24 protein-coding genes are annotated in these 25491 nt (G+C 61.7%); 6 read left to right on the top strand and 18 right to left on the bottom strand.

Features of this window, described 5'->3' with window-relative positions; all coding sequences use genetic code 11:
* Positions 1-12: 12 nt before the first annotated feature.
* Positions 13-2187: a glycosyltransferase gene (locus tag SB772_RS14580; RefSeq protein WP_410833937.1), complete on the top strand. Its 2175-nt coding sequence runs from the start codon at positions 13-15 to the stop codon at positions 2185-2187.
* A 58-nt stretch (positions 2188-2245) separates the two neighbouring features.
* On the opposite strand, the gene SB772_RS14575 is transcribed toward SB772_RS14580, so the two are convergent.
* The 6 genes from SB772_RS14575 to SB772_RS14550 all read right to left on the bottom strand — a co-directional run bounded on the left by SB772_RS14575 (position 2246) and on the right by SB772_RS14550 (position 7911).
* Positions 2246-3166, bottom strand: coding sequence for a glycosyltransferase family 2 protein (locus tag SB772_RS14575; protein WP_410834014.1), 921 nt, complete (start codon positions 3164-3166; stop codon positions 2246-2248).
* Positions 3148-4041, bottom strand: a complete 894-nt coding sequence (rfbD, locus tag SB772_RS14570; RefSeq protein WP_410833936.1) for a dTDP-4-dehydrorhamnose reductase — start codon at positions 4039-4041, stop codon at positions 3148-3150. Before rfbD ends, SB772_RS14575 begins: the two co-directional genes overlap by 19 nt.
* Positions 4042-4049: 8 nt before the next feature.
* Positions 4050-4601 carry a dTDP-4-dehydrorhamnose 3,5-epimerase gene (gene rfbC, locus SB772_RS14565; protein ID WP_410833935.1) on the bottom strand — a complete coding sequence of 184 codons (552 nt, stop codon included), beginning with the start codon at positions 4599-4601 and terminating at the stop codon, positions 4050-4052.
* Positions 4586-5479 (bottom strand): glucose-1-phosphate thymidylyltransferase RfbA, encoded by an 894-nt coding sequence (gene rfbA, locus SB772_RS14560; protein WP_410833934.1) that lies wholly within the window; start codon positions 5477-5479, stop codon positions 4586-4588. Before rfbA ends, rfbC begins: the two co-directional genes overlap by 16 nt.
* A 10-nt stretch (positions 5480-5489) precedes the next feature.
* On the bottom strand, positions 5490-6551 hold the full coding sequence (rfbB, locus tag SB772_RS14555) for a dTDP-glucose 4,6-dehydratase (RefSeq protein WP_410833933.1): 1062 nt from the start codon (positions 6549-6551) through the stop codon (positions 5490-5492).
* 448 nt (positions 6552-6999) lie between these two features.
* Positions 7000-7911: a GDP-mannose 4,6-dehydratase gene (locus SB772_RS14550; protein WP_410833932.1), complete on the bottom strand. Its 912-nt coding sequence runs from the start codon at positions 7909-7911 to the stop codon at positions 7000-7002.
* A gap of 221 nt (positions 7912-8132) precedes the next feature.
* Here SB772_RS14550 and SB772_RS14545 point away from each other — a divergent pair, with 221 nt between their 5' ends.
* A complete protein-coding gene (locus SB772_RS14545; protein WP_410833931.1) occupies positions 8133-9011 on the top strand; it encodes a symmetrical bis(5'-nucleosyl)-tetraphosphatase in 879 nt (292 codons plus the stop codon).
* Here SB772_RS14545 and SB772_RS14540 read toward each other — a convergent pair.
* The 5 genes from SB772_RS14540 to ruvX all read right to left on the bottom strand — a co-directional run bounded on the left by SB772_RS14540 (position 9008) and on the right by ruvX (position 13317).
* On the bottom strand, positions 9008-9886 hold the full coding sequence (locus SB772_RS14540) for a lysophospholipid acyltransferase family protein (protein WP_410833930.1): 879 nt from the start codon (positions 9884-9886) through the stop codon (positions 9008-9010). The two genes, SB772_RS14545 and SB772_RS14540, sit on opposite strands and share 4 nt — an antisense overlap.
* Before the next feature lie 49 nt (positions 9887-9935).
* A complete protein-coding gene (locus tag SB772_RS14535) occupies positions 9936-11216 on the bottom strand; it encodes a dihydroorotase (RefSeq protein WP_410833929.1) in 1281 nt (426 codons plus the stop codon).
* A gap of 77 nt (positions 11217-11293) precedes the next feature.
* Positions 11294-12319 carry an aspartate carbamoyltransferase catalytic subunit gene (locus tag SB772_RS14530; protein ID WP_410833928.1) on the bottom strand — a complete coding sequence of 342 codons (1026 nt, stop codon included), beginning with the start codon at positions 12317-12319 and terminating at the stop codon, positions 11294-11296.
* A gap of 28 nt (positions 12320-12347) precedes the next feature.
* The gene (pyrR, locus tag SB772_RS14525; RefSeq protein WP_410833927.1) at positions 12348-12890 is read right to left on the bottom strand and encodes a bifunctional pyr operon transcriptional regulator/uracil phosphoribosyltransferase PyrR; all 543 of its coding nucleotides are present in this window, start codon (positions 12888-12890) and stop codon (positions 12348-12350) included.
* The gene (gene ruvX / locus SB772_RS14520) at positions 12877-13317 is read right to left on the bottom strand and encodes a Holliday junction resolvase RuvX (protein ID WP_410833926.1); all 441 of its coding nucleotides are present in this window, start codon (positions 13315-13317) and stop codon (positions 12877-12879) included. The genes pyrR and ruvX overlap by 14 nt, the downstream gene beginning before the upstream one ends.
* Before the next feature lie 128 nt (positions 13318-13445).
* On the opposite strand from ruvX, the gene SB772_RS14515 reads away from it, so the two are divergent.
* Complete coding sequence (locus SB772_RS14515) at positions 13446-14579, top strand: RNA-guided endonuclease InsQ/TnpB family protein (RefSeq protein WP_410833925.1); 1134 nt, start codon at positions 13446-13448, stop codon at positions 14577-14579.
* Positions 14580-14638: 59 nt separating this feature from the next.
* Here the strand turns inward: SB772_RS14515 and SB772_RS14510 are convergent, their stop codons facing one another.
* From SB772_RS14510 to SB772_RS14500, 3 genes are all read right to left on the bottom strand, one after another.
* Positions 14639-15217: a YqgE/AlgH family protein gene (locus SB772_RS14510; RefSeq protein ID WP_410833924.1), complete on the bottom strand. Its 579-nt coding sequence runs from the start codon at positions 15215-15217 to the stop codon at positions 14639-14641.
* Positions 15218-15448: 231 nt separating this feature from the next.
* A complete protein-coding gene (locus SB772_RS14505; RefSeq protein WP_410833923.1) occupies positions 15449-16858 on the bottom strand; it encodes a hypothetical protein in 1410 nt (469 codons plus the stop codon).
* Positions 16859-16979: 121 nt separating this feature from the next.
* Positions 16980-17150 (bottom strand): rubredoxin, encoded by a 171-nt coding sequence (locus SB772_RS14500; protein WP_006047743.1) that lies wholly within the window; start codon positions 17148-17150, stop codon positions 16980-16982.
* 289 nt (positions 17151-17439) lie between these two features.
* On the opposite strand from SB772_RS14500, the gene SB772_RS14495 reads away from it, so the two are divergent.
* Positions 17440-18300 (top strand): hydroxymethylpyrimidine/phosphomethylpyrimidine kinase, encoded by an 861-nt coding sequence (locus tag SB772_RS14495; protein WP_410833922.1) that lies wholly within the window; start codon positions 17440-17442, stop codon positions 18298-18300.
* 153 nt (positions 18301-18453) lie between these two features.
* On the opposite strand, the gene groL is transcribed toward SB772_RS14495, so the two are convergent.
* Both groL and groES read right to left on the bottom strand, forming a co-directional pair.
* Positions 18454-20094, bottom strand: a complete 1641-nt coding sequence (gene groL / locus SB772_RS14490) for a chaperonin GroEL (protein WP_410833921.1) — start codon at positions 20092-20094, stop codon at positions 18454-18456.
* Positions 20095-20146: 52 nt separating this feature from the next.
* Positions 20147-20437: a co-chaperone GroES gene (groES, locus tag SB772_RS14485; protein ID WP_007178996.1), complete on the bottom strand. Its 291-nt coding sequence runs from the start codon at positions 20435-20437 to the stop codon at positions 20147-20149.
* Positions 20438-20806: 369 nt separating this feature from the next.
* On the opposite strand from groES, the gene SB772_RS14480 reads away from it, so the two are divergent.
* Positions 20807-21991: a glycosyltransferase family 4 protein gene (locus SB772_RS14480; RefSeq protein WP_410833920.1), complete on the top strand. Its 1185-nt coding sequence runs from the start codon at positions 20807-20809 to the stop codon at positions 21989-21991.
* 32 nt (positions 21992-22023) lie between these two features.
* Here SB772_RS14480 and SB772_RS14475 read toward each other — a convergent pair whose 3' ends face one another.
* A complete protein-coding gene (locus SB772_RS14475) occupies positions 22024-23028 on the bottom strand; it encodes a GNAT family N-acetyltransferase (protein WP_410833919.1) in 1005 nt (334 codons plus the stop codon).
* Positions 23029-23286: 258 nt separating this feature from the next.
* On the opposite strand from SB772_RS14475, the gene SB772_RS14470 reads away from it, so the two are divergent.
* Positions 23287-24495 carry a GNAT family N-acetyltransferase gene (locus SB772_RS14470; protein WP_410833918.1) on the top strand — a complete coding sequence of 403 codons (1209 nt, stop codon included), beginning with the start codon at positions 23287-23289 and terminating at the stop codon, positions 24493-24495.
* A gap of 368 nt (positions 24496-24863) precedes the next feature.
* On the opposite strand, the gene SB772_RS14465 is transcribed toward SB772_RS14470, so the two are convergent.
* A complete protein-coding gene (locus SB772_RS14465; RefSeq protein WP_410833917.1) occupies positions 24864-25367 on the bottom strand; it encodes a hypothetical protein in 504 nt (167 codons plus the stop codon).
* Positions 25368-25491: the final 124 nt, after the last annotated feature.

Here is a 25491-nt window from a genome sequence, read left to right as displayed (position 1 = left end):
GACGCGCACCCTATGGTCACGACACTTGACCCAAAATCGAACGACGCCCCGGGACCAGCAAGCTCGAACGTGGAACTCTCCGAGCAACAACTGCGGCAAGAACTGGATGCAGCAAATGCCCGCGTCACCTCACTCGAGAGCCAGCTTGCAAAGGCTCTCGAGCGTGTCGCTGAGGCTACCGGAGCGCAAAGCGAACTCGTCAAGCTGAAGGTGGAAGTTCAGGAGTTACGTGCATCTTATTCGTGGCGGGTCACGGCCCCGCTGCGAAGCTTGTCCAGCTTCGCTATTGCGGCACGTCTGGCGTTTCAGACAGTTCAACGACAGGCTCAGATTCGCGGTGGCTTTGCGGGCACGCTCAAGTATTACGCGGCTGCCTTGCGTCGCGAAGGCGTGCCCGGTCTATGCGCACGACTCGCTCGCCTGCGCAGCGGCGCCGGATTCGCTGATAGTCCCCCTTCTGACGAGGTGTACCACGACTGGATCGAGCGCAACGACTCGATAACAAGCACGGAGCGCGTGCGTGCCGAGGCTATGCAGGCCTCGTTCGATCGTAAGCCGTTAATTTCGATTGTGGTTCCGACCTATAACAGCGACGAAAGATTCCTCGCGGAAATGATCCGGTCCGTACGCGACCAAATCTACGGTAACTGGGAACTGTGTGTCGCTGACGACGCTTCGCCGAACCCCAGCGTGAAACAGATCCTCAAGGCCGCCGCAGCCGAGGATTCACGAATCAAGATCGTATTCAGGGACGTAAACGGACATATTTCCGAGGCAAGCAACAGTGCGCTTGCCATCGCATCCGGGGAATACGTCGCGCTGCTGGATCACGACGACATCCTTCCGCCACACGCTCTGTTCATGGTCGTGCACTACATCAACATGCACCCAACGGGTCGCATGTTCTATAGCGACGAAGATAAACTGACCACCGACGGGAAACGAACAGCGCCGTATTTCAAAAGCGACTGGAACCCACAAATGTTCCTGACGCAGAACATGTTCTCCCACCTAGGCGTGTTCGAAACCGCATTGATCCGCGAAGCGGGCGGCTTTCGCAAAGGCTTCGAGGGAAGCCAAGACTATGACCTCACATTGCGCTGCGTCGAAATCGCCGGCCACGACAAGGTCGTGCACATTCCGCACGTTCTTTACCACTGGCGCATCGCACCGGGCAGCACTGCCAGCAGCGGGAGCGAGAAGCCCTATGCGCTGCTGGCCGCGATCCGCGCTCTAGAGGAGCATCTGAAACGCGTTCACGCGGATGCCACCGTGGAACACCTCTTCGAAGAACCGGGACTCTTGCGGGTTCGCTACGCCGTGCCCCGGCCCGTGCCGAAAGTGTCGTTGATCATCCCGACGCGTGACGGCGTCGGCCTGCTTCGCCAATGCATCGACAGCATCTTCCTGCGAACCATCTACCCCGACTACGAAATCATCGTCGTAGATAACGGCAGCGTCAAAGAAGAGACGTTGAGCTACTTCGCGGAGATCGGCAAAAAGCCCAACGTTCGCATTCTTCGCGATGACTCGCCATTTAACTTCTCCGCACTCAACAATCGCGCCGCGGCCATCGCTACCGGCGAGTATCTGTGCCTGTTGAACAACGACATCGAGGTGATTTCGCCGGATTGGCTCAACGAGATGGTCGGTATCGCCTCGCAGCCCGGCAACGGCGCGGTTGGCGCCGCGCTCTGGTATCCGAACAACACGCTGCAGCATGGCGGGGTGCTGATCGGCCTGGGCGGCATTGCCGGCCACATGCATCACAAGATGAAGCGTGGGCACTTTGGCTATTTCGGCCGGGCGGTGACTGCGCAGAATCTATCCGCAGTGACTGCGGCTTGCCTTGTCATCCGCAAATCGATCTACGACGAAGTAGGCGGGCTGGACGAAGGGCTGGCGGTCGCATTCAATGACGTCGACTTCTGCTTACGAGTGCGCGAAGCCGGCTATAGGAATGTGTGGACGCCGTACGCTCAGTTGTACCACCATGAATCGGCCACGCGCGGCTCCGACATGGATCCGGACAAGTACGATCGATTCGTAAAGGAAGTTCGATGGATGGAGAACCGTTGGGCGGGTAAGCTCGAATATGATCCGGCCTACAACCCAAATCTGTCGCTCAGCACGCAGGTGCCGCCCTTCTCCTTGGCCGATCCGCCGCGCAAGCACATCCTCGATTGAAGAACTACAGGGCGTCTGTCAGAACAGCCGGGTGGCACCCAACTTGTTCCCGCACATCTCAACCGTGCCGGTACACGCCAAGCCGCCCGGACCATCCGTCGCGAACCCCGCGCCACACCATCGCAAAATGCTCCTTTCGCTGCTCGGGAAAGAAGCAGTAGATTACGATTCGCACCGGCAGCTTGATGAGTTCGGTGCTCTTCCAGGTCATCGGCATCGATGAGCGCTTCATTAACGCGATCACATTGCGAAACTGGTAATAGTGCCGCAGCGGGCTGTGCATCGGATAGGCGCGTCCCAGTACGCGGACCGGCTCGCCCCCGAGTTCGTGGCTCATGCGCACCCAGGGTACGCCAAGCACTCGAAAGCCCTTCTGTGTCGCACGCACACACCATTCGAGATCGACGAAGTCGATGAACAGCGCGTCTTCCATCGGACCGATGCTCGACCACCACCGCAGGTTGATGCACGATCCGGAAGAGATCAGGAAGTCGACGTCGATGGGCTGATCGCCTTCTGGAGCAATTCGCTCCAGCGTCCACCATTTGAAGCGGACGAACGGCGCGATGCCTCGCAGGCGCGCATCGTCGTAGGCCGGCCCCGCCAGCGCGACGCGGTCGCCCGATGCATTGGCCCGCGCAATGACCATCGGCAACTCGGTGAATAAGGACGCGGGTGGCTCGCTGTCCTGATCGAACAGGATCGCCACCTCGAAACCGCCGCGAATCAGCGCCTCGACACCCTGATTGATCGCCGTCGCGATACCTACGTTCTCGCCGTTAGGCAAGTATTCAACCGCATCCGATAGGCCAAGCTCTCTCGCCGCGCGGACAGAAGGTGTGTTGTCGACAACCACGCAATGCATCGTCGCCGCGAGCCGGTTGGCCCGTTCGACGCAGGCCGCATCGGGATTGTAGAAAACCACCGCCGCGCCCGTGCGCGGTGTGATCGATTCGCCGCTCAACTCACCGCCATGCACAAACGCAACGCGTCGCGCCAATCGGGCGCTCGTACGCCGAAAGTATCGGCAAGCTTGTCGTTCGACATGCGCGAGTTGCTGGGGCGCGTGGCCGGCGTCGGATAGGACGCAGCCGGGATCGGTTTGACAGCCGGCTTTTTCGCGAGATCCGAATACTCGAAGATGGCTTCGGCGAAACCGTGCCAGGACGTAGCACCCGACGCGGTCAAGTGATAAACGCCGGAATGCTCCTGCCACCAATCACACTGATCAGGTCTGACTGCCTGCGCCAGCACATTCGCGCTCAGCGCCGCAATCGTGTTTGCCCAAGTCGGCGCGCCGAATTGATCCGCGACCACACTCAGTTCATCTCGCTCCGCTCCAAGACGCAGCATGGTCAGCAGGAAGTTCTTGCCCCGCGTGCCGTACACCCAGCTGGTGCGAAAGATCAGATGCGCGCAACCCGCCGCCGCAATCGCCTGCTCGCCCGCGAGCTTGCTTTTGCCATAAACGTTCTGCGGATTGACCGCATCGTCCTCGACGTACGCACCGTCTTTCGTGCCGTCGAATACGTAGTCCGTCGAATAGTGAACCAGCGCCGCGCCGAGGCGCTTCGCTTCTTCCGCCAGCACGCCAGGTGCCTCGGCATTCAGACGCATGGCCGCGTCGACGTCGGTTTCGGCTTTGTCGACAGCCGTGTTAGCCGCCGGATTGACGATCAATCCAGGCTTCACCTCCCGGACCATACGCCGCACCTGATCCAGATCGGCGAGGTCCAGCGCGCTACGGTCCAGCGCAACAACTTTGCCCAACCCCTGCAGGGTTCGCGCTAATTCGAAGCCAACCTGGCCATTAACGCCGGTCAGCAGTATTGTTCGTTCATCACGCGTCGTCATTGAAAATCTCACGCGAAATGTTCAGCATCGGCAAGACGCTTACCCGCCGCATCCTTCGCAGCCAGCAGCGGCTCGAAGTCGATCGGCCACTCGATGCCGATCGCCGGATCGTTCCAGACGATGCTGCGCTCGTGCTCGGGAAACCAGTAGTCGGTGGTCTTGTAGAGAAACTGCGCCGATTCGGACAACACGACAAAGCCGTGCGCAAAACCCGGCGGCACCCACAACTGCCGATGATTGTCGACCGACAGCGTCACGCCAACCCACTTGCCGAAATTCGGCGAGCTCTTGCGGATATCGACCGCCACATCGAACACCTCGCCTTCAACCACGCGCACGAGCTTCCCCTGCGCATGCTGAATCTGATAATGCAGCCCACGCAACACGCCCTTCGCCGAGCGCGAGTGGTTGTCCTGCAGGAACTCGACACCAGGCTCGACCTTCTCGGCAAACTCCTGCGCATTGAAGCTTTCGAAGAAGAAGCCACGCGCGTCGCCGAACACCTTCGGCTCGATGATCTTGACTTCAGGCAGCGCCGTAGCGATTACTTGGATGGCCATGCGACGTGGTCCGTAAGAATGTTTTGCAGATACTGCCCGTAGGCGTTCTTCGCGAGCGGCTTGGCGAGCGTCAGCAGTTGCTCCGCGTCGATCCACGCCTGCCGGTAGGCAATCTCTTCCGGACACGCCACCACCAGACCCTGGCGTTTTTGCAGCGTGGCGATGAAGGTTGCGGCTTCGATCAGCGAATCGTGCGTGCCCGTGTCGAGCCACGCATAGCCACGGCCCATGATTTCCACATTGAGTGCGGCGTTCGCCAGATAATGCGAGTTGACGTCGGTGATTTCAAGCTCGCCACGCGGCGACGGTTTGATATCGGCGGCGATATCGCAAACCTGCCTGTCGTAGAAGTACAGACCGGTGACGGCGTAGTTGGAGCGCGGCTTGGCCGGCTTCTCCTCGATCGACAGCGCGCGGAACTGCCTGTCGAACTCGACGACGCCGTACCGCTCAGGATCGTGCACGTGATAGGCGAACACGGTAGCGCCTTGATCCTGCGCATTGGCGCGTTCCAGCTGCTTCGCGAGATCATGGCCGTAGAAAATGTTGTCGCCGAGAATCAGCGCCGACGGATCGTTACCCACGAAGTCGCGCCCGATGATGAACGCCTGCGCGAGGCCGTCCGGCGAAGGCTGCACCGCGTACTGGACGTTCATGCCCCACTGGCTGCCATCGCCGAGCATGGCTTCGAAGCGCGGTGTGTCTTGCGGCGTCGAGATGATCAGCACCTCACGAATGCCGGCCACCATCAGCGTGGACAGCGGATAGTAGATCATCGGCTTGTCGTAGACCGGCAGCAGCTGCTTGGATACGACGTGCGTAATCGGATACAGCCGCGTACCCGATCCGCCTGCGAGAATAATGCCTTTGCGCGCCATAGCCGTGCCCTTACGCGCGCTGCGCGTAGTTGGTCTCAACCCACTTCAGATACTCACCCGAAGCCACGTCATCGGACCATTCCTGATTGTCCAGATACCACTGAACCGTCTTCGCGAGGCCCGTTTCGAACGTTTCAGCCGGCTTCCAGCCAAGCTCGCGTTCGAGCTTGCGGGCGTCGATCGCATAACGGCGGTCGTGACCCGGACGATCCTTCACATACGTGATCTGATCGCGGTACGAGGCGCCCGCTTTCGGACGCAGCTGATCAAGCAGGTCGCACAGCGTGTGCACTACGTCGAGGTTCTTCTTTTCGTTCCAACCGCCGATGTTGTACGTCTCGCCCGGCACGCCGCGCGCGAGCACTTCGCGGATCGCGCTGCAATGGTCGCCGACATACAGCCAGTCGCGCACGTTCTGACCGTCGCCGTACACCGGCAGCGCCTTGCCGCTCAGCGCGTTGGCGATCATCAACGGAATCAGCTTCTCGGGGAACTGGTACGGACCGTAGTTGTTCGAGCAGTTCGTCGTGAGCGTGGGCAGGCCATACGTGTGATGGTAGGCACGCACCAGATGATCGGAACCCGCCTTGGTGGCCGAATAAGGGCTATTCGGCGCGTACGGCGTGGTTTCGGAGAATTGCGGATCGGTAGCGGAGAGCGAGCCGAACACTTCGTCGGTCGAAACATGCAGGAAACGGAACGCGGCCTTGTCGGCATCGCCGAGCGCATTCCAGTAGCTGCGGGTCGCTTCCAGCAGCGTGAAGGTCCCGACCACATTGGTTTGCACAAAATCGGCCGGACCATGGATCGAACGATCCACATGGCTTTCCGCGGCGAAGTGCAGCACGGCACGGAGTTTATGCTCGGCGAAGAGCGCGTCGAGCGCAGCACGGTCGCAGATATCGGCCCGCACGAAGACATGGCGGGGATTGGCCTGTTGCGACTTGAGCGTACCGAGATTGCCGGCGTAGGTCAGTTTGTCGACGTTCAAGACCGCTTCGTCCGACGCATTGAGCCAGTCGAGCACAAAATTGGCGCCGATAAAACCGGCGCCGCCCGTTACCAGAATCATGAAATTCCCTTCCAGATGTTCGTGGTGGATCGGACACGGCTGGCCCGAACGCACGCCCCAAATTGTAGTGTTCGATTCTTGTCGACGCCGTCGCCAATCCTCATACCGAAAACGGACGCTCAGACGCCAATCTTAATGAAGCCCCGATTATAAAGCCGCCCCGGGTAAAAACCAGAACCCTAACAACTTGAAACAGCTTGACAAACCCGGTTTCCGTTGGGGTCGGTTCGGGACAATTTGTCGCAAGTGCCGCTGTCGGCGGCCCACGGACGTGGGGAGGCGCGCGTCCAATCGACGCTGGTCGCGGCTTTTAGGGCAAGATCGCGCGGAAGGGGCGCGCGATTGAAGGAGTAGAGACATACGCGCCAGTTGTAGCAAGCCGGCGCGCTACGGCACAGCACGAATATCGATGAAAGACCGCTGATTAAATCGCCAACCCAGTCGCTAACTAAGCCGCCAGCATCCAGCGCAGCGTATCCATGAAGGGAATAGCCTCGACTTCCGGCACCAGCGAGCGCAACTTGGCAGGCGAACCGGCCAGCATCTTCACATCGCTTTGCCGTACGAACGCGGGATTGATCTGTATCTCGAGCTCGTGCCCAGTCAAATCGCTCGCCGCAGAGAGAATTTCCCGAAGCGTATAAGGCGTGCCCGTACAAACATTGACCGTTTCGCCGGCGACGCCGGATTCGAGCAGCGCTTCATAAGCGCTCGCCACATAGCGCACATCCGAAAAATCACGTGCAACGTCGATATTGCCGAGCGAAATCGAAGGTTCGCGCCGCGCAAAATGCTCGACGATCTTCGGCACGAGGAAGTTCGTTGTCTGCCCGCGACCGGTGTAATTGAACGGCCGCACGATCAGGATCGGCAACCGGTCGAACCAGGTGCGCACCATCGTTTCCATCGCCGCCTTGCTGGCGGCGTAGTGATTGACCGGCGTGACCGGGAAGGTCTCGTCGATGGCGTCGCTGGTGACGTTACCGTAAACATTTGCGCTGCTTGCAATCAACAGCTTGCGCGGCGTGTGACCGACGGCTGCGCAGGCCTCCAGCAGATTCAGCGTACCGATCACGTTGACGCGATAGAAGTCGAGCGGATCGTTATGGCCCACAAAGCTGATTGCCGCCAGATGGACGATGTAATCGGGCCGCGCCGTTTCGATCACGCGCCGGCATGCCTCGGGCGACGTGATGTCGAGCCTGAGCCGCGTCGGCGTTTCGGGCTCATTGCGCCCGGCCACCGTTTCAATCACGGTGTGACCTTTAGCGAGCAGGTTATCAACCAGATAGCGGCCGGTGAAACCACTCGCCCCGGTGACGAGCGTACGGATCGGTTGCGCTGTATGGGAAGACGACATGCTTCCTCCGTTCACGAGAGTCATCCTGTTGTGTTGCAGTATCGCGTGCGGCATTGTCGGCAACGGCTCCCGCCGGCTCCTGACGGCGACGGTCACAATACCAGTGCATCAAACGGGCTATTATGTCACGCTTATATGTTGCACCGCTCAACGCGGCCCGCGCGGTACCTTTTTCGCTTATCCACATGTACCCGCGTGTACCGATTAGCACCGATCCCTCGATGACAGCTTCCACCATTCCCACCGCCCGCCCCGAGCCGCGCCCGCTTCCTCTTGCCTTCGGCGACCTGCAAGGCTGTCGCACGCCGTTCCAGCAACTGCTGGCCAAGGCCGCGCCGCCGGCCGGCACGCCGCTGTGGTTCGCCGGCGACCTGATCAACCGTGGCACCGAATCGCTCGCCACGCTGCGCGACATCATCGCGCTCGGCGATCGCGCGGTGCCGGTGCTGGGCAATCACGATCTGCATCTGCTGTCGGTGTCGGCGGGGATTCGCAAGTCGAAAAAAGGCGACACGATCGACGACATTCTCGCCGCACCGGACGCTGAGGACCTGCTCGAATGGGTCCGCCACCGGCCGCTCGCGCACTTTGAAAACGGCATGTTGATGGTGCACGCGGGCGTGTTGCCGCAATGGGACGCCGCGCTGACCCTGGAACTCGCCGACGAATTGCAGCGCGCGCTGCGCGCGCCGAGCTGGAAGGAGACGCTTGCGGGCCTGTACGGCAATGAGCCGAATTACTGGAAGCCAGACCTCAAAGGCATCGACCGGTTGCGAGTAACGTGCATGGCATTGACGCGCATCCGCTTCTGCAATCTCGAAGGCATGATGGATTTCAGCACCAGCGGCGGCCTGAATTCCGCGCCGGCCGGCTACATGCCGTGGTTCGACGTGCCGTCGCGCAAGACCGCCGATACCACGGTCGTCTTCGGCCATTGGGCCGCGCTTGGCTTGACCTTGCGCGACAACCTGATCGGTCTGGATTCGGGCTGCGTATGGGGGGAGAAACTCTCCGCCGTTCGTCTTGCCGACGATCCGGCAGAACGCACGCTGATCCAGGTCGACTGCGACAACTGCCGCGCGCCGATGGGCGGCAATTAAACCGAACGGCCGGACTGATCGACCGGGTCGATCAGCGCGGGCGTGGCGGCAGGCGCTGCGGCTTGCGGTTCGATCAGCGCGGACGCTGCGGCGGGCGCCGCGATCACCTCAGTCGCAGTGGAACCCGCCATACCCACCATGCGCGCCTGCATCTCCCGCAGCGCCGCCGCGACCACCCCTTCCGCTTCCGCGGCCAACATGCGCCGGTCGGCGCCCGGTGCGAGCGGCGCGCCGACATACACATGCGCGGTCAACGGGCCGCCGCGCAACAGCATATTCAGCGAATCGGCGAGCGTGACGTCGTCGATATAGGCGGGCGCGGTCGATTGCCGGCCCTGCGCGTCTTCATACATGATGCATAGCGGCTGAACCGCCGCTGACGCCGACACGGCCGCCTGGAACATATTCGCGTGAAACGACAGCAGCGTCAGACCGTTGGATGTGGTGCCTTCCGGAAACACGCACATCAGCTCGCCCGCGCTCAGGCGGTCGGCCAGTTCATGCATGATCCGCTTCGCATCACTGCGCTTCTCACGCTGGATAAACACCGTGCCCAGTTGCTGCGCGAGCCAGCCGACCACCGGCCACTGACGGATCTCGGCCTTCGAGACGAACGGCGTCGGCCGCCACGCATTGATCACGTAGATGTCGATCCACGAGATGTGATTGGCAACCACCAGCGCGCCGCGATCGAGCCGCGCACTGTCGTTATGCACGACCAGTTGCATGCCGCACAGACGCAGCATTTTCAGCGACCACGCGCGATTGAGCGCCTGCCGGACGTCGGCGCCGGCTTTTGGAAAGCGCGTCGCGACGATCCACATACCATGCAGCAGATGCGCGACGAGACGGGCCTTGCGTAACGCTAGCTTCATTTGTCGGAGCTTTCCCTAACTGGGCAATAACTGGGCAATAGCGCGGATATTAGCGCTGTTCGAACGCGACGTGACCGGACACGATCGTCGCACGCACACGCGCCGGCAGTTCGTAGCCGAGGAATGGCGTGTTGTGCCCTTGGCTCTTCAATGCACGCGGTTCGACGCGCCAATACGCGTTGCGGTCGAACACGCAGAGATCGGCGACGGCGCCCACGGCAACACGTCCAGCGGCATCCAGCTTCAGCACGTCGGCCGGCGCCGTGGTGATGCGGTTCAGCGCCTTCGCCAACGGCACGCCTGCTTCGTCGGCCCACTTGACCGTCAGCGACAGGAACAGCTCCAGCCCGGTCGCACCCGGCGTGGCTTCGGCGAACGGCAGCAGCTTTTCGTCGTCGTCGACCGGGGTGTGGTCGGAGCAGATCGCGTCGATCGTGCCATCTACAAGACCCGCGCGGATCGCTTCGCGATCGCGCTGCTGACGCAGCGGGGGATCGAGCCGGAACTGCGCGTCGAAGTAGCCGATGTCGACGTCGATCAGATGCACGTGATTCACGGTGACGTCGCACGACACCGGCAAGCCTTCGACCTTCGCCGCGCGCATCAGCGCAATGCCCGCCGCCGACGACACATGCGAAAGATGCACGCGCGCGCCGGTCACACGGACCAGTTCAAAAATCGTATGCAGCGCGATGGTCTCGGCGGACACCGGCACGCCGGACAAACCGAGCCGCGACGCCAGCGCGCCGCTCGCGGCCACGCCGCCCTTGCCGAGGTACGCATCGACCGGGCGCAGCCACACGGTGTAGCCGTAGGTCTTCGCGTACTGCAATGCGCGCATCAGCACCTGCGTATCGACCACCGGCACGTCGGCCTGCGAGAAGCCGATGCAGCCCGCTTCGGTCAACTCGACCATCTCGGTGATGACCTGCCCCTTGAGGCCGACGGTCAATGCGCCGAGCGGATACACGTGTGCCTGGTCCAGATTGCGAGCGCGGAACTTGAGCATCTCGACTAGGCCTGGCTCGTCGAGCGTCGGGTCGGTGTCCGGCGGACACACGAGGCTCGTCACGCCGCCGGCGAGCGCCGCGGCCATTTCGGATTCGAGCGTCGCCTTGTGTTCGTAGCCCGGTTCGCGCAAGCGCGCCGACAGGTCGACCAGACCCGGTGCGATCGACAGGCCTTTGGCGTCAATCGTTTTCTCCGCGTGGAAATCGGCCGGCGCGTTGCCGATCGCGGCGATCTTGCCCGCCGCGATAAAAATGTCCTGCTGCTGTTCGGTGCCCGCTGCCGGATCGATCAGCGTGCCGCCTTGAATGTGAATCTTCATGCGCCGCCTTATGGTTCAGCTAAGTTCTGCGTGACTTGTCGGGTACTTGCCGCGTATGGGAGCGCGCCGTCGCGAGATCAATCGTGATTGCCCGCGACGATCCCCATCACCGCCATGCGCACCGCGATGCCGAACGTCACCTGATTGAGAATCACCGATTGCGGACCGTCGGCCACCTGCGAGTCGATTTCGACGCCGCGGTTCATCGGACCCGGATGCATCACGATCGCATCGGGCTTGGCGAGCGCGAGGCGCTCCGGCGTCAAACCCCAGCTCTTGAAGTACTCCTGCGCCGACGGCAGCAGCGCGCCGCTCATCCGCTCGTTCTGCAGACGCAGCATGATGATCACGTCGACGTCCTTCAGGCCTTCGTCGAGGTTGTGGAACACGCGCACGCCCATCTGTTCGAGCCCGCCCGGCAGCAGCGTGCGCGGACCGATCGCGCGCACTTCCGGCACGCCGAGCGTGGTCAATGCATGAATGTCCGAACGCGCCACCCGCGAATGCAGAATGTCGCCGACGATCGCGACCCGCAGATTCGTGAAATCCTTCTTGTAGTGGCGGATCGTGTACATGTCGAGCAGACCCTGGGTCGGGTGTGCATGACGACCGTCGCCGGCATTGATCACGTGCACGTGCGGCGCGCAATGCTGGGCGATCAGATACGGCGCCCCGCTCGATGCATGGCGCACGACGAACATATCGGCATGCATCGCCGACAGGTTGTTGATCGTGTCGAGCAGCGATTCGCCCTTGCTGGTGGACGACGCGTTGATGTTCAGATTCAGCACGTCGGCCGACAAACGCGTGGCGGCGATCTCGAAGGTGGTGCGGGTGCGCGTGGAATTCTCGAAAAACAGGTTGAACACCGACTTGCCGCGCAGGAGCGGCACCTTCTTCACTTCGCGATCAGTCACGCTGACGAACTGCTCGGCGGTATCGAGAATGTGATTGACGATCGCCTTCGGCAAGCCTTCGATCGACAACAGATGTTTGAGCTCGCCGTTTTTCGTGAGCTGCGGGTTGCCCTTCAGGAAGCCATAACGGAAGCGCTCGGTGGCGCTATCGGCGGAATCCTTGGGAGCTTGGGTGGCGGTGTTCATGGTGTTGTACCTGCTTCAAATACGGGCTTCAATCGACGCGTGTTTCTGTGTGAAACGTGAAACGCTGCGAACCGGGCGCGCCGCCCGCTTCACCGCCGTCCGTGCGGGCCAGCACGAGCGTGGCGTCAGCGGGAATATTCACCACGCCGCCGACAAAGCGCGCCGCCACCGGCAATTCGCGCCCGCCGCGATCGGCGAGCACCGCCAGTTCGACCGATGCCGGGCGGCCGTAGTCGTACAGCTCGTTGAGCGCCGCGCGAATCGTGCGCCCGGTGTACAGCACGTCGTCGACCAGAACGATGCGGCGGCCGTCGACGGAAAACGGCAGCGAGGTCGGGCTCGCCTGCGAGTGCAGACCTTTCTTCGCGTAATCGTCGCGATGCAGCGCGACGTTCACCACGCCGAAGCTCGGCACGTTCAGGTCGTGCGCGAGACGCTCGGCGAGCCACGCGCCGCCGCTGTAAATACCGGCCAGCACGGCACCGTCGGCGCCGCCGAGTTTGTCGCCATAAGCCGCGAGAATCTGTTCGAGCAGAGCGCGATAGAGCACTTCGGCGTCAATGAAACTCATGATCGTCGGAAAGTCCGTCTAAATATTGCTGGAGGATGATGCTGGCGGCTTCGGCGTCGAGCATGTCGGCGCGACCGTGGCCGGCGCGGATTGCCGCCTTCGCCTCAACCGACGAATAGCGCTCGTCGATCCATGTCACCGGCAGATTGAAGCGGCCGTTCAGCTGATTGCCGAAGCGCTTTGCGAGTTGAGTCATTTCGTGCGGCACGCCGTCCGGGTGCATCGGCAGGCCGACTATCAGCGCATCCGGCTTCCACTCGGCGATCAGCTTGCCGACTTCCTCGAAACGGTATTCGCGGCTGCGGTTCTGCACGATCACGAGCGGCCGCGCGCTGCGCGTGAGCGAATTGCCGACCGCTACGCCGATCCGTTTTTCACCATAGTCGAACGCAAGCAGCGTCGCCTCGCGTCCGGTCGGCAGACTCATGCGTCACCTTTCATCCGATTTGCTCCGAGAAACCCCGTCCCTCAAGGGCGGGGAGTGAAAGTAGCGCAGCCGCGAGGCTGCTTCTCCAGATTTTCAATCTCACACAAACACATGATATTGTGTGAAGAATGGACATTAAGCGTGCATACCGATTCCGGTTCTACCCGACGCCCGAGCAAGAAGCGATTCTTGCCAGGACGTTTGGGTGCGCGCGTTTTGCCTATAACCACATGCTTCGGTTGCGTACCGATGCGTGGTATCAGCGTCAGGAACGAGTCGGATATCACGAAACCTCCGCAGCGCTCACGGCGCTCAAGAAAACACCCGAGCACGCATGGCTGAACGAAGTCAGTTCGGTTCCAGTGCAGCAGGCCCTGCGCCACTTGCAAACGGCATTTGCGAACTTCTTCGCCAAGCGCGCGAAGTATCCGAATTTCAGGCGCAAGGACGGCGCGCAGTCTGCCGAGTACACGACGAGCGCTTTCAAGTGGGATGGTGCGTCATTGAAACTCGCGAAGATGGATGCGCCGCTTGCGATTCGATGGTCACGCACTATCCCGAAGGGAGCGAAGCTAACGACCGTCACGATGTCGAAAGACGCATCGGGCAGATACCATGTCTCGATGCTGTGCGATGACGCAGTAAGCGCGAAACCAGAGGTATCCGGCAAAGTTGGCATCGACTTAGGTCTGACGCACTTCGCCATCCTTTCTACCGGCGAGAAGATCGCGGCCCCTAACACGTTCCGAAAGAACGAGGCCAAGCTCGCCAGGCTGCAACGGCGACTAGTGAAGAAGCAAAAGGGTTCCGCCAATCGCATGAAGGCGAAGCTCAAAGTTGCACGAATGCATGCCAGGACGGCAGATTCCCGAAGGGACTTCCTGCACAAACTTTCGAGCCGGCTGATAAACGAAAACCAAGTGATCGCCATCGAAAGCCTTGCCGTCAGCAACATGCAGAAGAACCGTTGCCTTGCAAAGTCGATTAGCGATGCAAGCTGGTCCGAGTTCACCCGGCAACTAGAGTACAAAGCGCAGTGGTACGTACGCACGTTGGTCGGCATCGACAGGTGGTACCCGTCAAGCAAACGATGCAGCGATTGCGGACATACAGTGGGCAAGATGCCGCTGAATATCCGCGCATGGACCTGCCCGGAATGCGGCAGCATCCATGATCGCGACATCAACGCTGCGCGCAATGTTTTGGCCGCCGGACTGGCGGCGTCAGCCCATGGAGAAAGCGTAAGTCCCATGTCTCTTTGAGATGAAGTTGGGTTGCCGTCTGTGAAGTGGGAATCCCCTTCCTTTAGGGAGGGGAGCAGTCAAGCGTGACCTGCTTCGCCCGACAGCATCGACAGCGAAACGCCGAGCAACGCGAGTGCGGCTTCGAAACGCTCTTCAGCGGGCACGTCGAAGACGATTTTCGGGTCGGCTTCAACCGTGAGCCAGCCGTTCTTCGAAATCTCTTCTTCGAGCTGGCCCGCGCCCCAGCCGGCGTGGCCGAGCGTGAGCAGGAAACGTTCCGGGCCGGTGCCGCCTGCGACGGCTTCGAGCACGTCTTTCGAGGTGGTCATTTCGAGCCCGCCGGGCACCGACATCGACGACGTGTAGGTATTGCCGTCTTTCGGATCGTGCAGCACGAAGCCGCGCTCGGTTTGCACCGGGCCGCCGAAATACACGGGCACATGCAGAAGGGGTTCGATCTCGAGTTTGAGATCGATGCGGCTGAAGAGCGCTTCAAGGTCGATATCGGTCGGCCGGTTGATCACGAGGCCGAGCGCGCCGCGCTCACTGTGATCGCAAAGGTAGACCACCGTTCCTGAAAACGTGGGATCGGCCATGTTCGGCATGGCGATCAGGAACTGGTTGGTCAGATTGATGCGATCGGTACTCTTGGACATAGTTCGGATTTTAGCAAAGACGGTGCAGGATGGCGGGCTTTGAGCGCGGGACCGCGAGCCATCGACGGCGATTCAAGTTGCACTCTATCACGCACGCAGGCCTAGGCCAGGTGTGCGATGGAGGTGTTTTCGACGCGCATGCTGCTCGTCTTGAGGTTCTTCCCGGCTCCTCCGCATTCCTGCGTGCTACCGATGCGCTCCGGGGCGCCGCACGCGCCATGCGGATGCGGTTCAGGGCCCGCCCTGCTCGATCGCCCGCGTCAACGCGGCCAGCGCCGCGGCGCTGCCTGGCGGCGCCACGCCAGCGGCCACCTTGTGCAACATCGCGCGCAATGCTTCAGCGGTTTGCTCGAGCGTCCTCGCCGCCGGCGCACCGACGATCACATGCGAGCGCACCGCCGGCGTCGACACGCCAGCATGCGCGCGACGGCGCCACGCGAGCCCCAGCGCATCGGCCACCAGCGCCACGTGGCCGAGGCCCAGCGCGCAGGCAGCGGCGCCGAGCCGGTAGGCGGCGTCGCCTGCTTGCAGCGCTTCGCTCGGATCGGCTTTCTCGGGCTGGTCCGCGGCGCGGGCGTGCTCGGTCAAAGCGGAGATCGATGCATCCGCCGTTTGCAGAAAATCTTCGTAGGCGTGCGCGTTAACGGTCAGCACGCCCAGTTCGCGCGTCAGCATGGCGCGTGCGGCGGTAAACGCCTGCGCCTGCGCGGCACCTGCTTCCCAGAGCATTTCCGATGCCTGGGTGCCGGCGACGTGCCAATCGACCGTCAAGCCGTAGTCATGCAGCACCTCGACCTGATCGGCGTCTTCCGCCGCGGCGCCGAATAGCGCGTAATCGCGCCACAACAGTGCAAGCGTCGCGCGCACCAGCGAGCGCGGCGCGCGCTGGATGCCGCGCGCATGATCGGCTAGCGCCAGATTGCAGCGGGCGTAGAAACGCCGCGCGTCGGTGTCTCCGGTGGCACGGCCGCCGACGCGCAACGCCTTGGCGCACGCTTTCGCGAGCCGCCAGAAATCGTAGGGATCAGGGCCGGTGAGTTCGGTGAGGCAGGCGTCCAGTTCGTCGAGCGCGGCGTTCGTGGCGGCGAGCGCCGCGCCGCTGTTATCGGGATGCGAGCGCAACACCGGCAGCAACGCCCGCTCGTAGCGCGCGCGCAAATGGGCCAGCTGATCGGCGGACTGGGCATGCAGCGACACCGGCGGCACCGGGCGTGCGGCCAGCGCGAGGTCTTCGAAGGCAACCGTGGAACCGGGCGTGTGCTGCGATAGATGCGCGCCGAGCGCGCGATAGTGGGTAAACAGTGTTGGCGAACAGGACAGTTCGCGCAGATTGTGACGCTCGAGGGCCGCGCGGAAATCGTTCAGCGCCGCACCGAATGCAGGCCGCGCGCTGTCGGCGTCTGCTGGATGGCCCGATGCCAGCGGCGACACCAGCACCAGCGCGCCTGCGAAACGCTGCGCGCCGAGCCAGCCGGCTTCGCGCAAGGCGTGCGACGCGCGCAGCAACGCTGCGGTGCTCTCGCCGTGCTGCTCGAACGCTAGCAGCGCCTCTGCCAGCGCGAGCTCGGCGGAACGGACAGCGCCGCCGCGTGGATTCGGCAATGCATCGAAGGAATCGGGTGCAGCGGATCGAAGAGTCATGGGCAGGCGACACGAAGCTGACGGGCCGTCGCGAGCGCCGCGCACCGATTAACCGGCTAGCGCGCGAAGTGGCGACAGAACAATGACAGACTACCGCTGCGACACGGCACAATCGAGAACCTCAGATCTGGACCATCTCGAAGTCTTCTTTGCGCGCCCCGCATTCGGGACACGTCCAGTTGATCGGCACGTCCTCCCAGCGCGTGCCCGGCGCAATGCCTTCGTCCGGCAAACCGGCTTCTTCGTCGTAAATCCAGCCGCAAATCAGGCACATCCAGCTTTGATATTCCATTCTTGTGTCGCGTCTTAGAGTCCATTGAAACGGGAGCCATGATGGTACCGTGTTGCCGCCCCAATGCCTAGCAACCAGAAACGCATACTCTAGCGTGCGGCGGCTTTGGCTATGCCGGTCGAGCCGGCTTGCATGAGGGTTGCGGCGTCATGCCGCTGCTGGCACGCGGCTGGCTTTAGGCCGGCGGCCCGAGGATGCGAAAAAACGCCCCCGCGACGCATTAGGCCGCATAATTGAGCCGATTGCGCACCGGTTGCGCTTAAATACACGTTCCCTTTAGTCAATTTTCATGCCCAGCGACACGCCTCCGATCGTCCTCACCTTCGGCCTTTCCGATCCCACCGGCGGCTCCGGCCTGCAAGCCGACCTGATGACACTCGCCAGCATGGGATGTCACGGTGTCACGGTGCTCACCGGCTATACGGTGCGCGACTCGGCCAGCTGCGATGAGGTCACCGGACTCGACCCGGAAGTGGTCGCGACCCAGGCGCGGATGCTGCTCGAAGACATGCCGATCGCCGCGTTCAAGGTCGGTGCGTGCACGCGCGCGGAAGTGGTGAGCGCGATCGCCGAGGTGGTCGCCGATTACGACGACATCCCGCTGATACTCGCACCCGACTTCACGCTCGACGACGAACACGTGCTCGCCGCCGACGAACTGCGCGAAGCGATCGCCGATCTGCTCGCGCCGCAAACCACGCTGCTGGTCGCCGACCACACCACGCTGCTCGCTCTCGCCCAACCGGACGGCGACGCCGAAGCGCCGAGTCTCGATGCGGCGATCTCGCATCTGCTGTCGCAAGGCTGCGAATACATTCTGTCGACGGAAACCGGCACGCATCGGCTCGTCAATACGTTGTACAGCGAAGACGGCCAATTGCGTCAGGATATGTGGGACCGCGGCAGCCATCGCATCATGGGCATTACCGATACGCTGGGCGCGGCGATTGCCGCTTTGCTGGCCAATGGTCAGGACCCGGCCGAAGCGGTGCGCGAGGCGCAGGAATATCTGTATCAGGCGGTGCGCAACGCTTTCAGGCCTGGCATGGGCGCGTATCTGCCGGATCGGTTCTTCTGGGCACGCAGCAGCGATGACGAAACGCCGCCGACGGCCGGCAAGGATGTGGCGCCGGGCGAAGCGCGGCATTGAGCATTGAGGCGTCCTTCAGCGCGCCTGCCAGGCAAATAGCAGGCGCCCGTAAAAAAACCCGCATTTCTGCGGGTTTTTTCTTTTGGGAAGCACGCCTTGCGGCGCGCTTCCCCATGTGTTTCCAACGAGCCTCGCGAGCGAGGCCCACCGAAATTACATGTCCATGCCCATGCCGCCCATGCCGCCGGGCATGCCGCCGCCCATCGGAGCATCTTCCTTCGGCAGTTCGCACACAGCTGCGTCGGTGGTCAACAGCAGGCCTGCGACCGAAGCTGCGTTTTGCAGCGCCGTGCGCGTCACCTTCGTCGGGTCCACGACACCTGCGTCAACCAGGTCGACGTACTCGCCGGTTGCCGCGTTGTAGCCGAAGTTGCCCTTGCCGGCTGCAACTGCTGCCACCACGACGCTGGCCTCTTCGCCGCCGTTCGTGACGATCTGGCGCAGCGGCTCTTCCATCGCGCGCAGCACGATCTTGATACCTGCGTCCTGATCGGCGTTAGCGCCCTTCAGGCCGGCGATTGCCGTACGTGCGCGGATCAGTGCGACGCCGCCGCCAGCAACGATGCCTTCTTCCACAGCTGCGCGCGTTGCGTGCAGTGCGTCTTCGACACGTGCCTTCTTTTCCTTCATTTCGACTTCGGTCGCAGCGCCGACCTTGATCACTGCAACACCGCCTGCCAGCTTGGCAACGCGCTCTTGCAGCTTTTCACGGTCGTAGTCCGACGTAGCTTCTTCGATTTGCGTGCGAACTTGCTTCACACGTGCTTCGATGTTTGCAGCTTCGCCAGCGCCGTCGATGATCGTGGTATTTTCCTTGCCCACTTCGATACGCTTCGCCTGGCCCAGTTCAGCCAGCGTTGCCTTTTCGAGCGTCAGGCCGGTTTCTTCAGCGATGACTTGACCGCCGGTCAGGATCGCGATGTCTTCCAGCATGGCCTTACGGCGATCGCCGAAGCCCGGAGCCTTCACAGCCACCGTCTTCAGGATGCCGCGGATGTTGTTCACCACCAGCGTAGCCAGCGCTTCGCCTTCGACGTCTTCCGCGATGATCAGCAGCGGACGGCCAGCCTTGGCGACCTGTTCCAGTACCGGCAGCAGATCGCGGATGTTCGACACCTTCTTGTCGTGCAGCAGCACGAACGGGTTCTCGAGCACGGCAACTTGCTTGTCCGGGTTGTTGATGAAGTACGGCGACAGATAGCCGCGGTCGAATTGCATACCTTCGACAACGTCCAGTTCGTCTTGCAACGACTTGCCGTCTTCAACCGTGATCACGCCTTCCTTGCCGACCTTGTCCATCGCTTCAGCGATACGGTCGCCGATCGACGAATCGCTGTTCGCCGAGATCGCGCCGACTTGAGCGATTTCCTTGTTGGTCGTGCACGGCTTGCTGATCTTGCGCAGTTCTTCGATAGCGGCCGTCACAGCCTTGTCGATACCGCGCTTCAGATCCATCGGGTTCATGCCCGATGCAACATACTTCATGCCTTCGCGAACGATCGACTGAGCCAGAACCGTTGCGGTCGTGGTGCCGTCGCCTGCGTTGTCGCTGGTCTTGGAAGCCACTTCCTTGACCATTTGTGCGCCCATGTTCTGGAGCTTGTCTTTCAGTTCGATTTCTTTTGCGACCGAAACACCATCCTTGGTGACCGTCGGGCCGCCGAAGCTGCGTTCCAGGACCACATTGCGACCCTTCGGGCCCAGCGTGACCTTCACAGCGTTCGCGAGGATGTTCACGCCTTCAACCATCTTGGCACGGGCGGAATCACCGAATACGACGTCTTTAGCTGCCATCTTCTAACTCCTTGAATTCTTGGGATATAACCGGGGAAGTAGCGCTTGGCGCTTACTTCTGCACCACGGCCATGATGTCTTCTTCGCGCATCACCAGCAGTTCGTTGCCGTCGACCTTGACGGTCTGGCCTGCGTACTTGCCGAACAGGACGCGGTCACCAACCTTCACGTCGAGCGCGATTTGTGCGCCCTTGTCGTCACGCTTGCCCGGGCCGACTGCCAGAATTTCGCCTTGATCCGGCTTTTCTGCTGCGGCTTCGGGGATCACGATGCCCGACGCGGTCTTGGTTTCTTGATCCAGACGTTTGACGATCACGCGATCATGCAAAGGACGAAGGTTCATACATACTCCTCTCTTGATTGAGACTGAAGAACGCTGAGAAAACCCAGTTGGCTAAGCCAACCGGCGATGTTGTTAGCACTCTCGTGCAGCGAGTGCTAATTATATGGACGCGCGGTGACAAATTCAAGAAGGGATGTGGGGCTGGTGGCAGCGGTTTTCGCGACTTCAGGGAAAACCCTATCATTCCGTCGCTGACATAAGGCCGCCCAGATCACGTCGACGGTCAATGGGCAGCCCATCGTCGATCGCAATCCCGTGCCGCCGCCGTCTTGTGTTGCGAGAGTACCGCAAGGCGGCTCGGGCACGGCGATTGCTGCACATGCAGCTGACGCCGCCCCTGTCGCTCCACTACCGTACTTTTGCGTTCCAATGCGTCTACTTTTCGTCATCGGCAACCTGAGCGACTATCACGTTCCTCGATACGAGGCGCTGGCAAAACTTGCAGCCGCCCGCGGGCATCAAGTTTCGCTCGTCGAAGTATTCGGAAAATCCGGCGTTTATCGCTTTCCACAAGAGCGCCGCGCCGCATTCTTTCAGGGCTCGCCGGCGAACGCCGTCACGTTGGTCGAAGATGCCGGCGAGGCGGATCGTCAATGGTCGCGCGTCGGCACTGGATTACTCACGGCGCTACGTCGATTCGAGCCCGATGTCGCCGTAACGCTTGGCTACAACACGTACTATTCGATCTTCCTGTTGCTGCTAAAGGGTCTGACAAAACGCTTCCCACTGATCTACATGTCGGACTCGAAAGCCGATGACGGTAAGCGATACGCGCTCAAGGAACGCTTGAAGCGGGTGCTCGTCTCGGAATTCGACGCGGCCTTGGTCGCCGGCGAGAGACACCGCGCTTACGCGCAATCGCTGGGTATTCCGATGACTCGATCGCGAATCGGCTTCGACGTGATCGACGTCGATTATTTTTCGGCCGCCTCCCGTGCGGCCCTGGCGAGCGCGTCGACGCTTCGAGGCAGCTTCGGCCTTCCTGCGCGCTACATGGTTTGCGTCAGCCGGTTCGTCAAGCGCAAGAATATCGATCTGCTGATCGAGGCCTTCTGGCGCTCAGGCGTGCATGCAGCGGGACTCTCTCTCGTGCTGGTGGGACAAGGCCCATGCAGCGCAGAAATCCGCAAGGCAATCGCTCAGCGGGACATGAACGATCGCGTAAAGATACTCGGTTGCGTCGCGAACCGGGACATGCCGGCCATCTATTCGCTTGCGGAGTTTGCCGTGCTCGCGAGCGCGTTCGATCAGTGGGGACTTTGCATTAGCGAGGCGTTCGCCGCCGGCAAGCCCGCGATCGTGACCCGCACCTGCGGCGTGGCAAACGAACTGGTGCTGGACGGTATAAACGGCTTCATCGTCGAGCCGGGCGACGTCCCGGCTTTGGCGGACCGGATCGCGCGACTGGCCGCGGATGACGCGTTGCGCGAGCGATTCTCGCAGAATGCCGCATCGTCGATCCGTCGCTGGACGCCCATGCTCTTCGCGACGAACGTCCTCGGCCTCGCCGAGTCGCTTGCCGGAGCAGCGACGTGCGCTCGCACGCCGGCGTAGAGACAGGGAAGATGCGGCTTTCAGTTCAGCGCTCACAAGTAAGGCGCAAAAGATTCGCCCGCTTTTGCCGCAACTGTGCGCTTGAGCGTTCTCGCGACCGAGTACACCATGCCCGAGAGTTCGACCCCGAGCCGTTGCTTGAGCGATCCACCGAAGCCGTTCAGGAAATTGAAGGTGGAGACACAGGAAAAGCCGTCGAAATCAAACGTGAGATGGCGGTTGATCGCATCCTGGATTGCCGTCCAAAGCAGGAGACTGATCGCTCCATTGTGCGAGCCCTGTGCGCGCGTCGACAGCAGGAAGTACATCGTCTCACGATCCCAGACGAGACCGATAGCGCCAGCCAACCGCCCGCCGCGATCATAAGCGCCGAGCAGACAACCGGCCCGGTGCTCGACAAACGCACGTATGAGTGCCTCCATTACGGCGATTCCGTAGGCGTTCTCGCGCGATTGCGACGCGAGATTCGCTTCATAGAAGTTCAGGAATTGCTTCGGTGCCTCAATCGGCGCGACTTTCAGCGTTTCAGCGGCGCTGCGGATCACGTTTCGTGTCTTGCAGTGCATGCGTGCCCACAGGTCGGCTGTGTTGCAAAGCGGCGAGACCTGAAACGTGTACCGGGCGGAAACCGTGAAGCCGTGCAACGCGAAGGCGAGCGCGTCTTGCACGTGATAGTCGAACACCTGAAAGAAGCTGTCGACACGAGGCAGCTGTTCAATGATTTGCGACGTAACATGCAGCCGGTGACGAAATTCGTGTGCGGGCTCGAGTCCCATCGGCTTGATGACGGGTCCCAGCGTCCGCGTCAGAGGCGGCAGGCGTGAGACGCGCCAGATCCCCTTGTGGGCGACGTAATAAGGCATCTCGCCCAGCAACTGGTTGCCGTGCACGACGCTCGCCTTTCCCCAGTGGCCACCGGTCGCGACGTCGAGCCACCAGGGCTCATGAAATATCGAAATGGGCGTCGAACACTCGGAGCGCAGCGATGCGTCCGCTCCCGTCGACACGACGGTCCGAGCGCGGATCGGGGAATCCATTACTACCTGCTCGTCATATACGCTCATCGACGTCCCACCTGCGCGCGGCTCTCGACTCGGTAATAGAGCACCGCAAGCCGCATGCCGGACGGCATGCGCAATCCGTGGCGCAGTTCCGCGATTCATGGGTACGACTATTGCTCGCAAAAGTGGGTAATGCTTGCACGCAAGTCTTACAAACCAAGCACGCCGGGATCATTGTCCGGAGCCCGGGAATTGCAAGTCGGTTAGCCGAAAATCAAAGGTAGGAGAAATGATATGAACAAGCCAGGGCTTCTCTTGCCGGGAGCGCCGGCAGTGAAATGGACGAGCCCATGGACGGAAGCGCCGCTCACGAACGAAGTTCGGGAAATTGAATCTCTCGCGACGTTGACGTCATTGCGCGAAGCGTGGCGCGCGCTCTCTGCCAATGCCGACGACTGTCCTGGGCATATGACATTCGAGTATTGCGAGCTAGCTGCATCGCATGCATTGGCAAAAGGTGAAAGCGTCAGTGTGGCGATGGTGTACGGCGATCGGTCGTTGCTCGCGTTGTGGCCCGTTTCGGTCGTCCGGCGTGGTCTCGTGCGGGTTGCGAGGGGGCTGACCTGCGGGACCGGCGAAGAGTACGGGCAACCGCTCGTCAGAGCCGGCGCAAACCGCGCCGTCTACGCCGCTGCAGTCGCAGCGATCAGGCAGGTCGATGCGGACATTCTGGAGATCCCGCTCGTGCGTCGCGGCAGCGTGTTGCAGGAGGCGCTCGATGCCCTTCCGCAGTCCTGGGTGCTCGCGCGGGTGCCTGCACGGTGGCGTGTCCTGCCCGGGTTTTCGATCGTGCTGCGAGACGTTCCGCGGTGGAGCGACTTCGTATCGACGCTGCCGAAGTCGCTTCGCAGCACCTTGCGATATCGGCACAAACGGCTCGAAGCACAAGGCCACCCTGAATTCGGCTGGTGTCGAACGGTATCGGACGCCGTCGCGGTTCTAAGCTGGCTATTCGACATGAAACGCCGTTGGGCCGCGCGTCGCGGCGTGAGCGTTTCCTACTTGAGGGACGCTCGAGTGCGGGATTTCTTTATCGAACTGGCGCGGCGCACGGATCTCTCGACGGTTCCGCTCGTCGCCTTCGTGAAGGTGGAAGGCGTTCCTGTCGCCGCGTCGGTCAACCTGGTGGGGTCCCGCACCGTCGAAGGGTTCGTAACGACATACGACGAGGCATTTGCCAGGTGTTCGGTCGGCGCCCTGCTTGCGGAGTTCCTCGTTAAATGGTCTCACGCCAACGGTCGCGATTTCGATTTTCGTCCCCTCTACGCCGAATACAAAGCGAACTGGGCGAATCGGCGCACATGGCACGAAACACACGTCGTCATGCTTCGCACGCGAGGGCGTCTGGCAGAATTTTCATTGTTGTTCGGGCAACTCCTTCGGGTGCAGCGAAAGTGCTCGGAATTCGCGGTTCGTTTGCTCAAGGGCACGCATGGAGCTTAAAAAAACCCGGCACTGAACTCCACGCCTGGGGATATCCCCTACCAATTGCGTCGATCCGCACGCGAACTAACAAATATGTCCTGATTCGACTGAAGGATGGCGTTTATGCGCGCTATCCGGCACATTGCGTCGCCAAAGAGCGGTGTTACGCTGAACAGGCAGCCTGCGCGTTCGTGAGCCGCCTTTCAGCGGCGAGTTCGGCTGCCATGAGACATACCTGCGAAAAGCGGCGACTGGACAGCCCGAGATCGCCGAAACGTCGCTGTGGGAGCGTCTGCGATGGGACACAGAATAACGATCGGTTTAATGCTGCTGTTGTTAAGCAGTGCTGCTCAGGCGTGGATGCCGGCGATATATCCGATTCGAAGTCAGAGCCCGTACGAGCGCAGCATCGACACGGCGATGTGCTTTGCCACCGCCAACAAGCAGACGAAAATCAACATCGCCCACGAATCGCAAATTCCGCCGCGCGCGCCCCCGCCGTCGAAAACCTCGTCGACAGGTATCCCGTCGCGGCCGCCGTTGCCCCCTAGCAGCTTTTTAGCGACCCCAATGGGCGCGAGCATGCCTGCTGCTGCCGCGCCTGCCTTTGGGGCAAGCGCACCTGCTGCGGCCACGGCAACGAACAAGGCAGCGTCCGCAACGACTGCGGCATCGGCAACGACTGCGACGACTGCGGCATCCGCCACGACCGCAGCGACTGCAGCATCCGCAACGACTGCGGCATCGTCGGCCAGCGCCGGTACCAGCGCCTCGGCGACGGCGGCGGCCAGTGCGCCACAGACGGCCCAAGGGCCCGAAGTGACGCTGCCGCCGTTGCCGGCGCGCGAACCACCGATGACGCGGTACTGGGCGGCATATGGGGCATGCATGCAAGCGCGGGGTTACGTCGTGATGCAGTAATCCCTTTTGCAGCCCCCTTGTCGTGCCCTGTTCTGTGCCTTGTTATTTTTGACCGCGGCGCCGGCAGTCGACGCCCGTTTGCGACATGGCAAT

This window comes from Paraburkholderia sp. SIMBA_030 (genome assembly GCF_046535245.1).
GTDB lineage: Bacteria > Pseudomonadota > Gammaproteobacteria > Burkholderiales > Burkholderiaceae > Paraburkholderia.
This window is presented reverse-complemented; position numbering and strand designations above follow the sequence as displayed.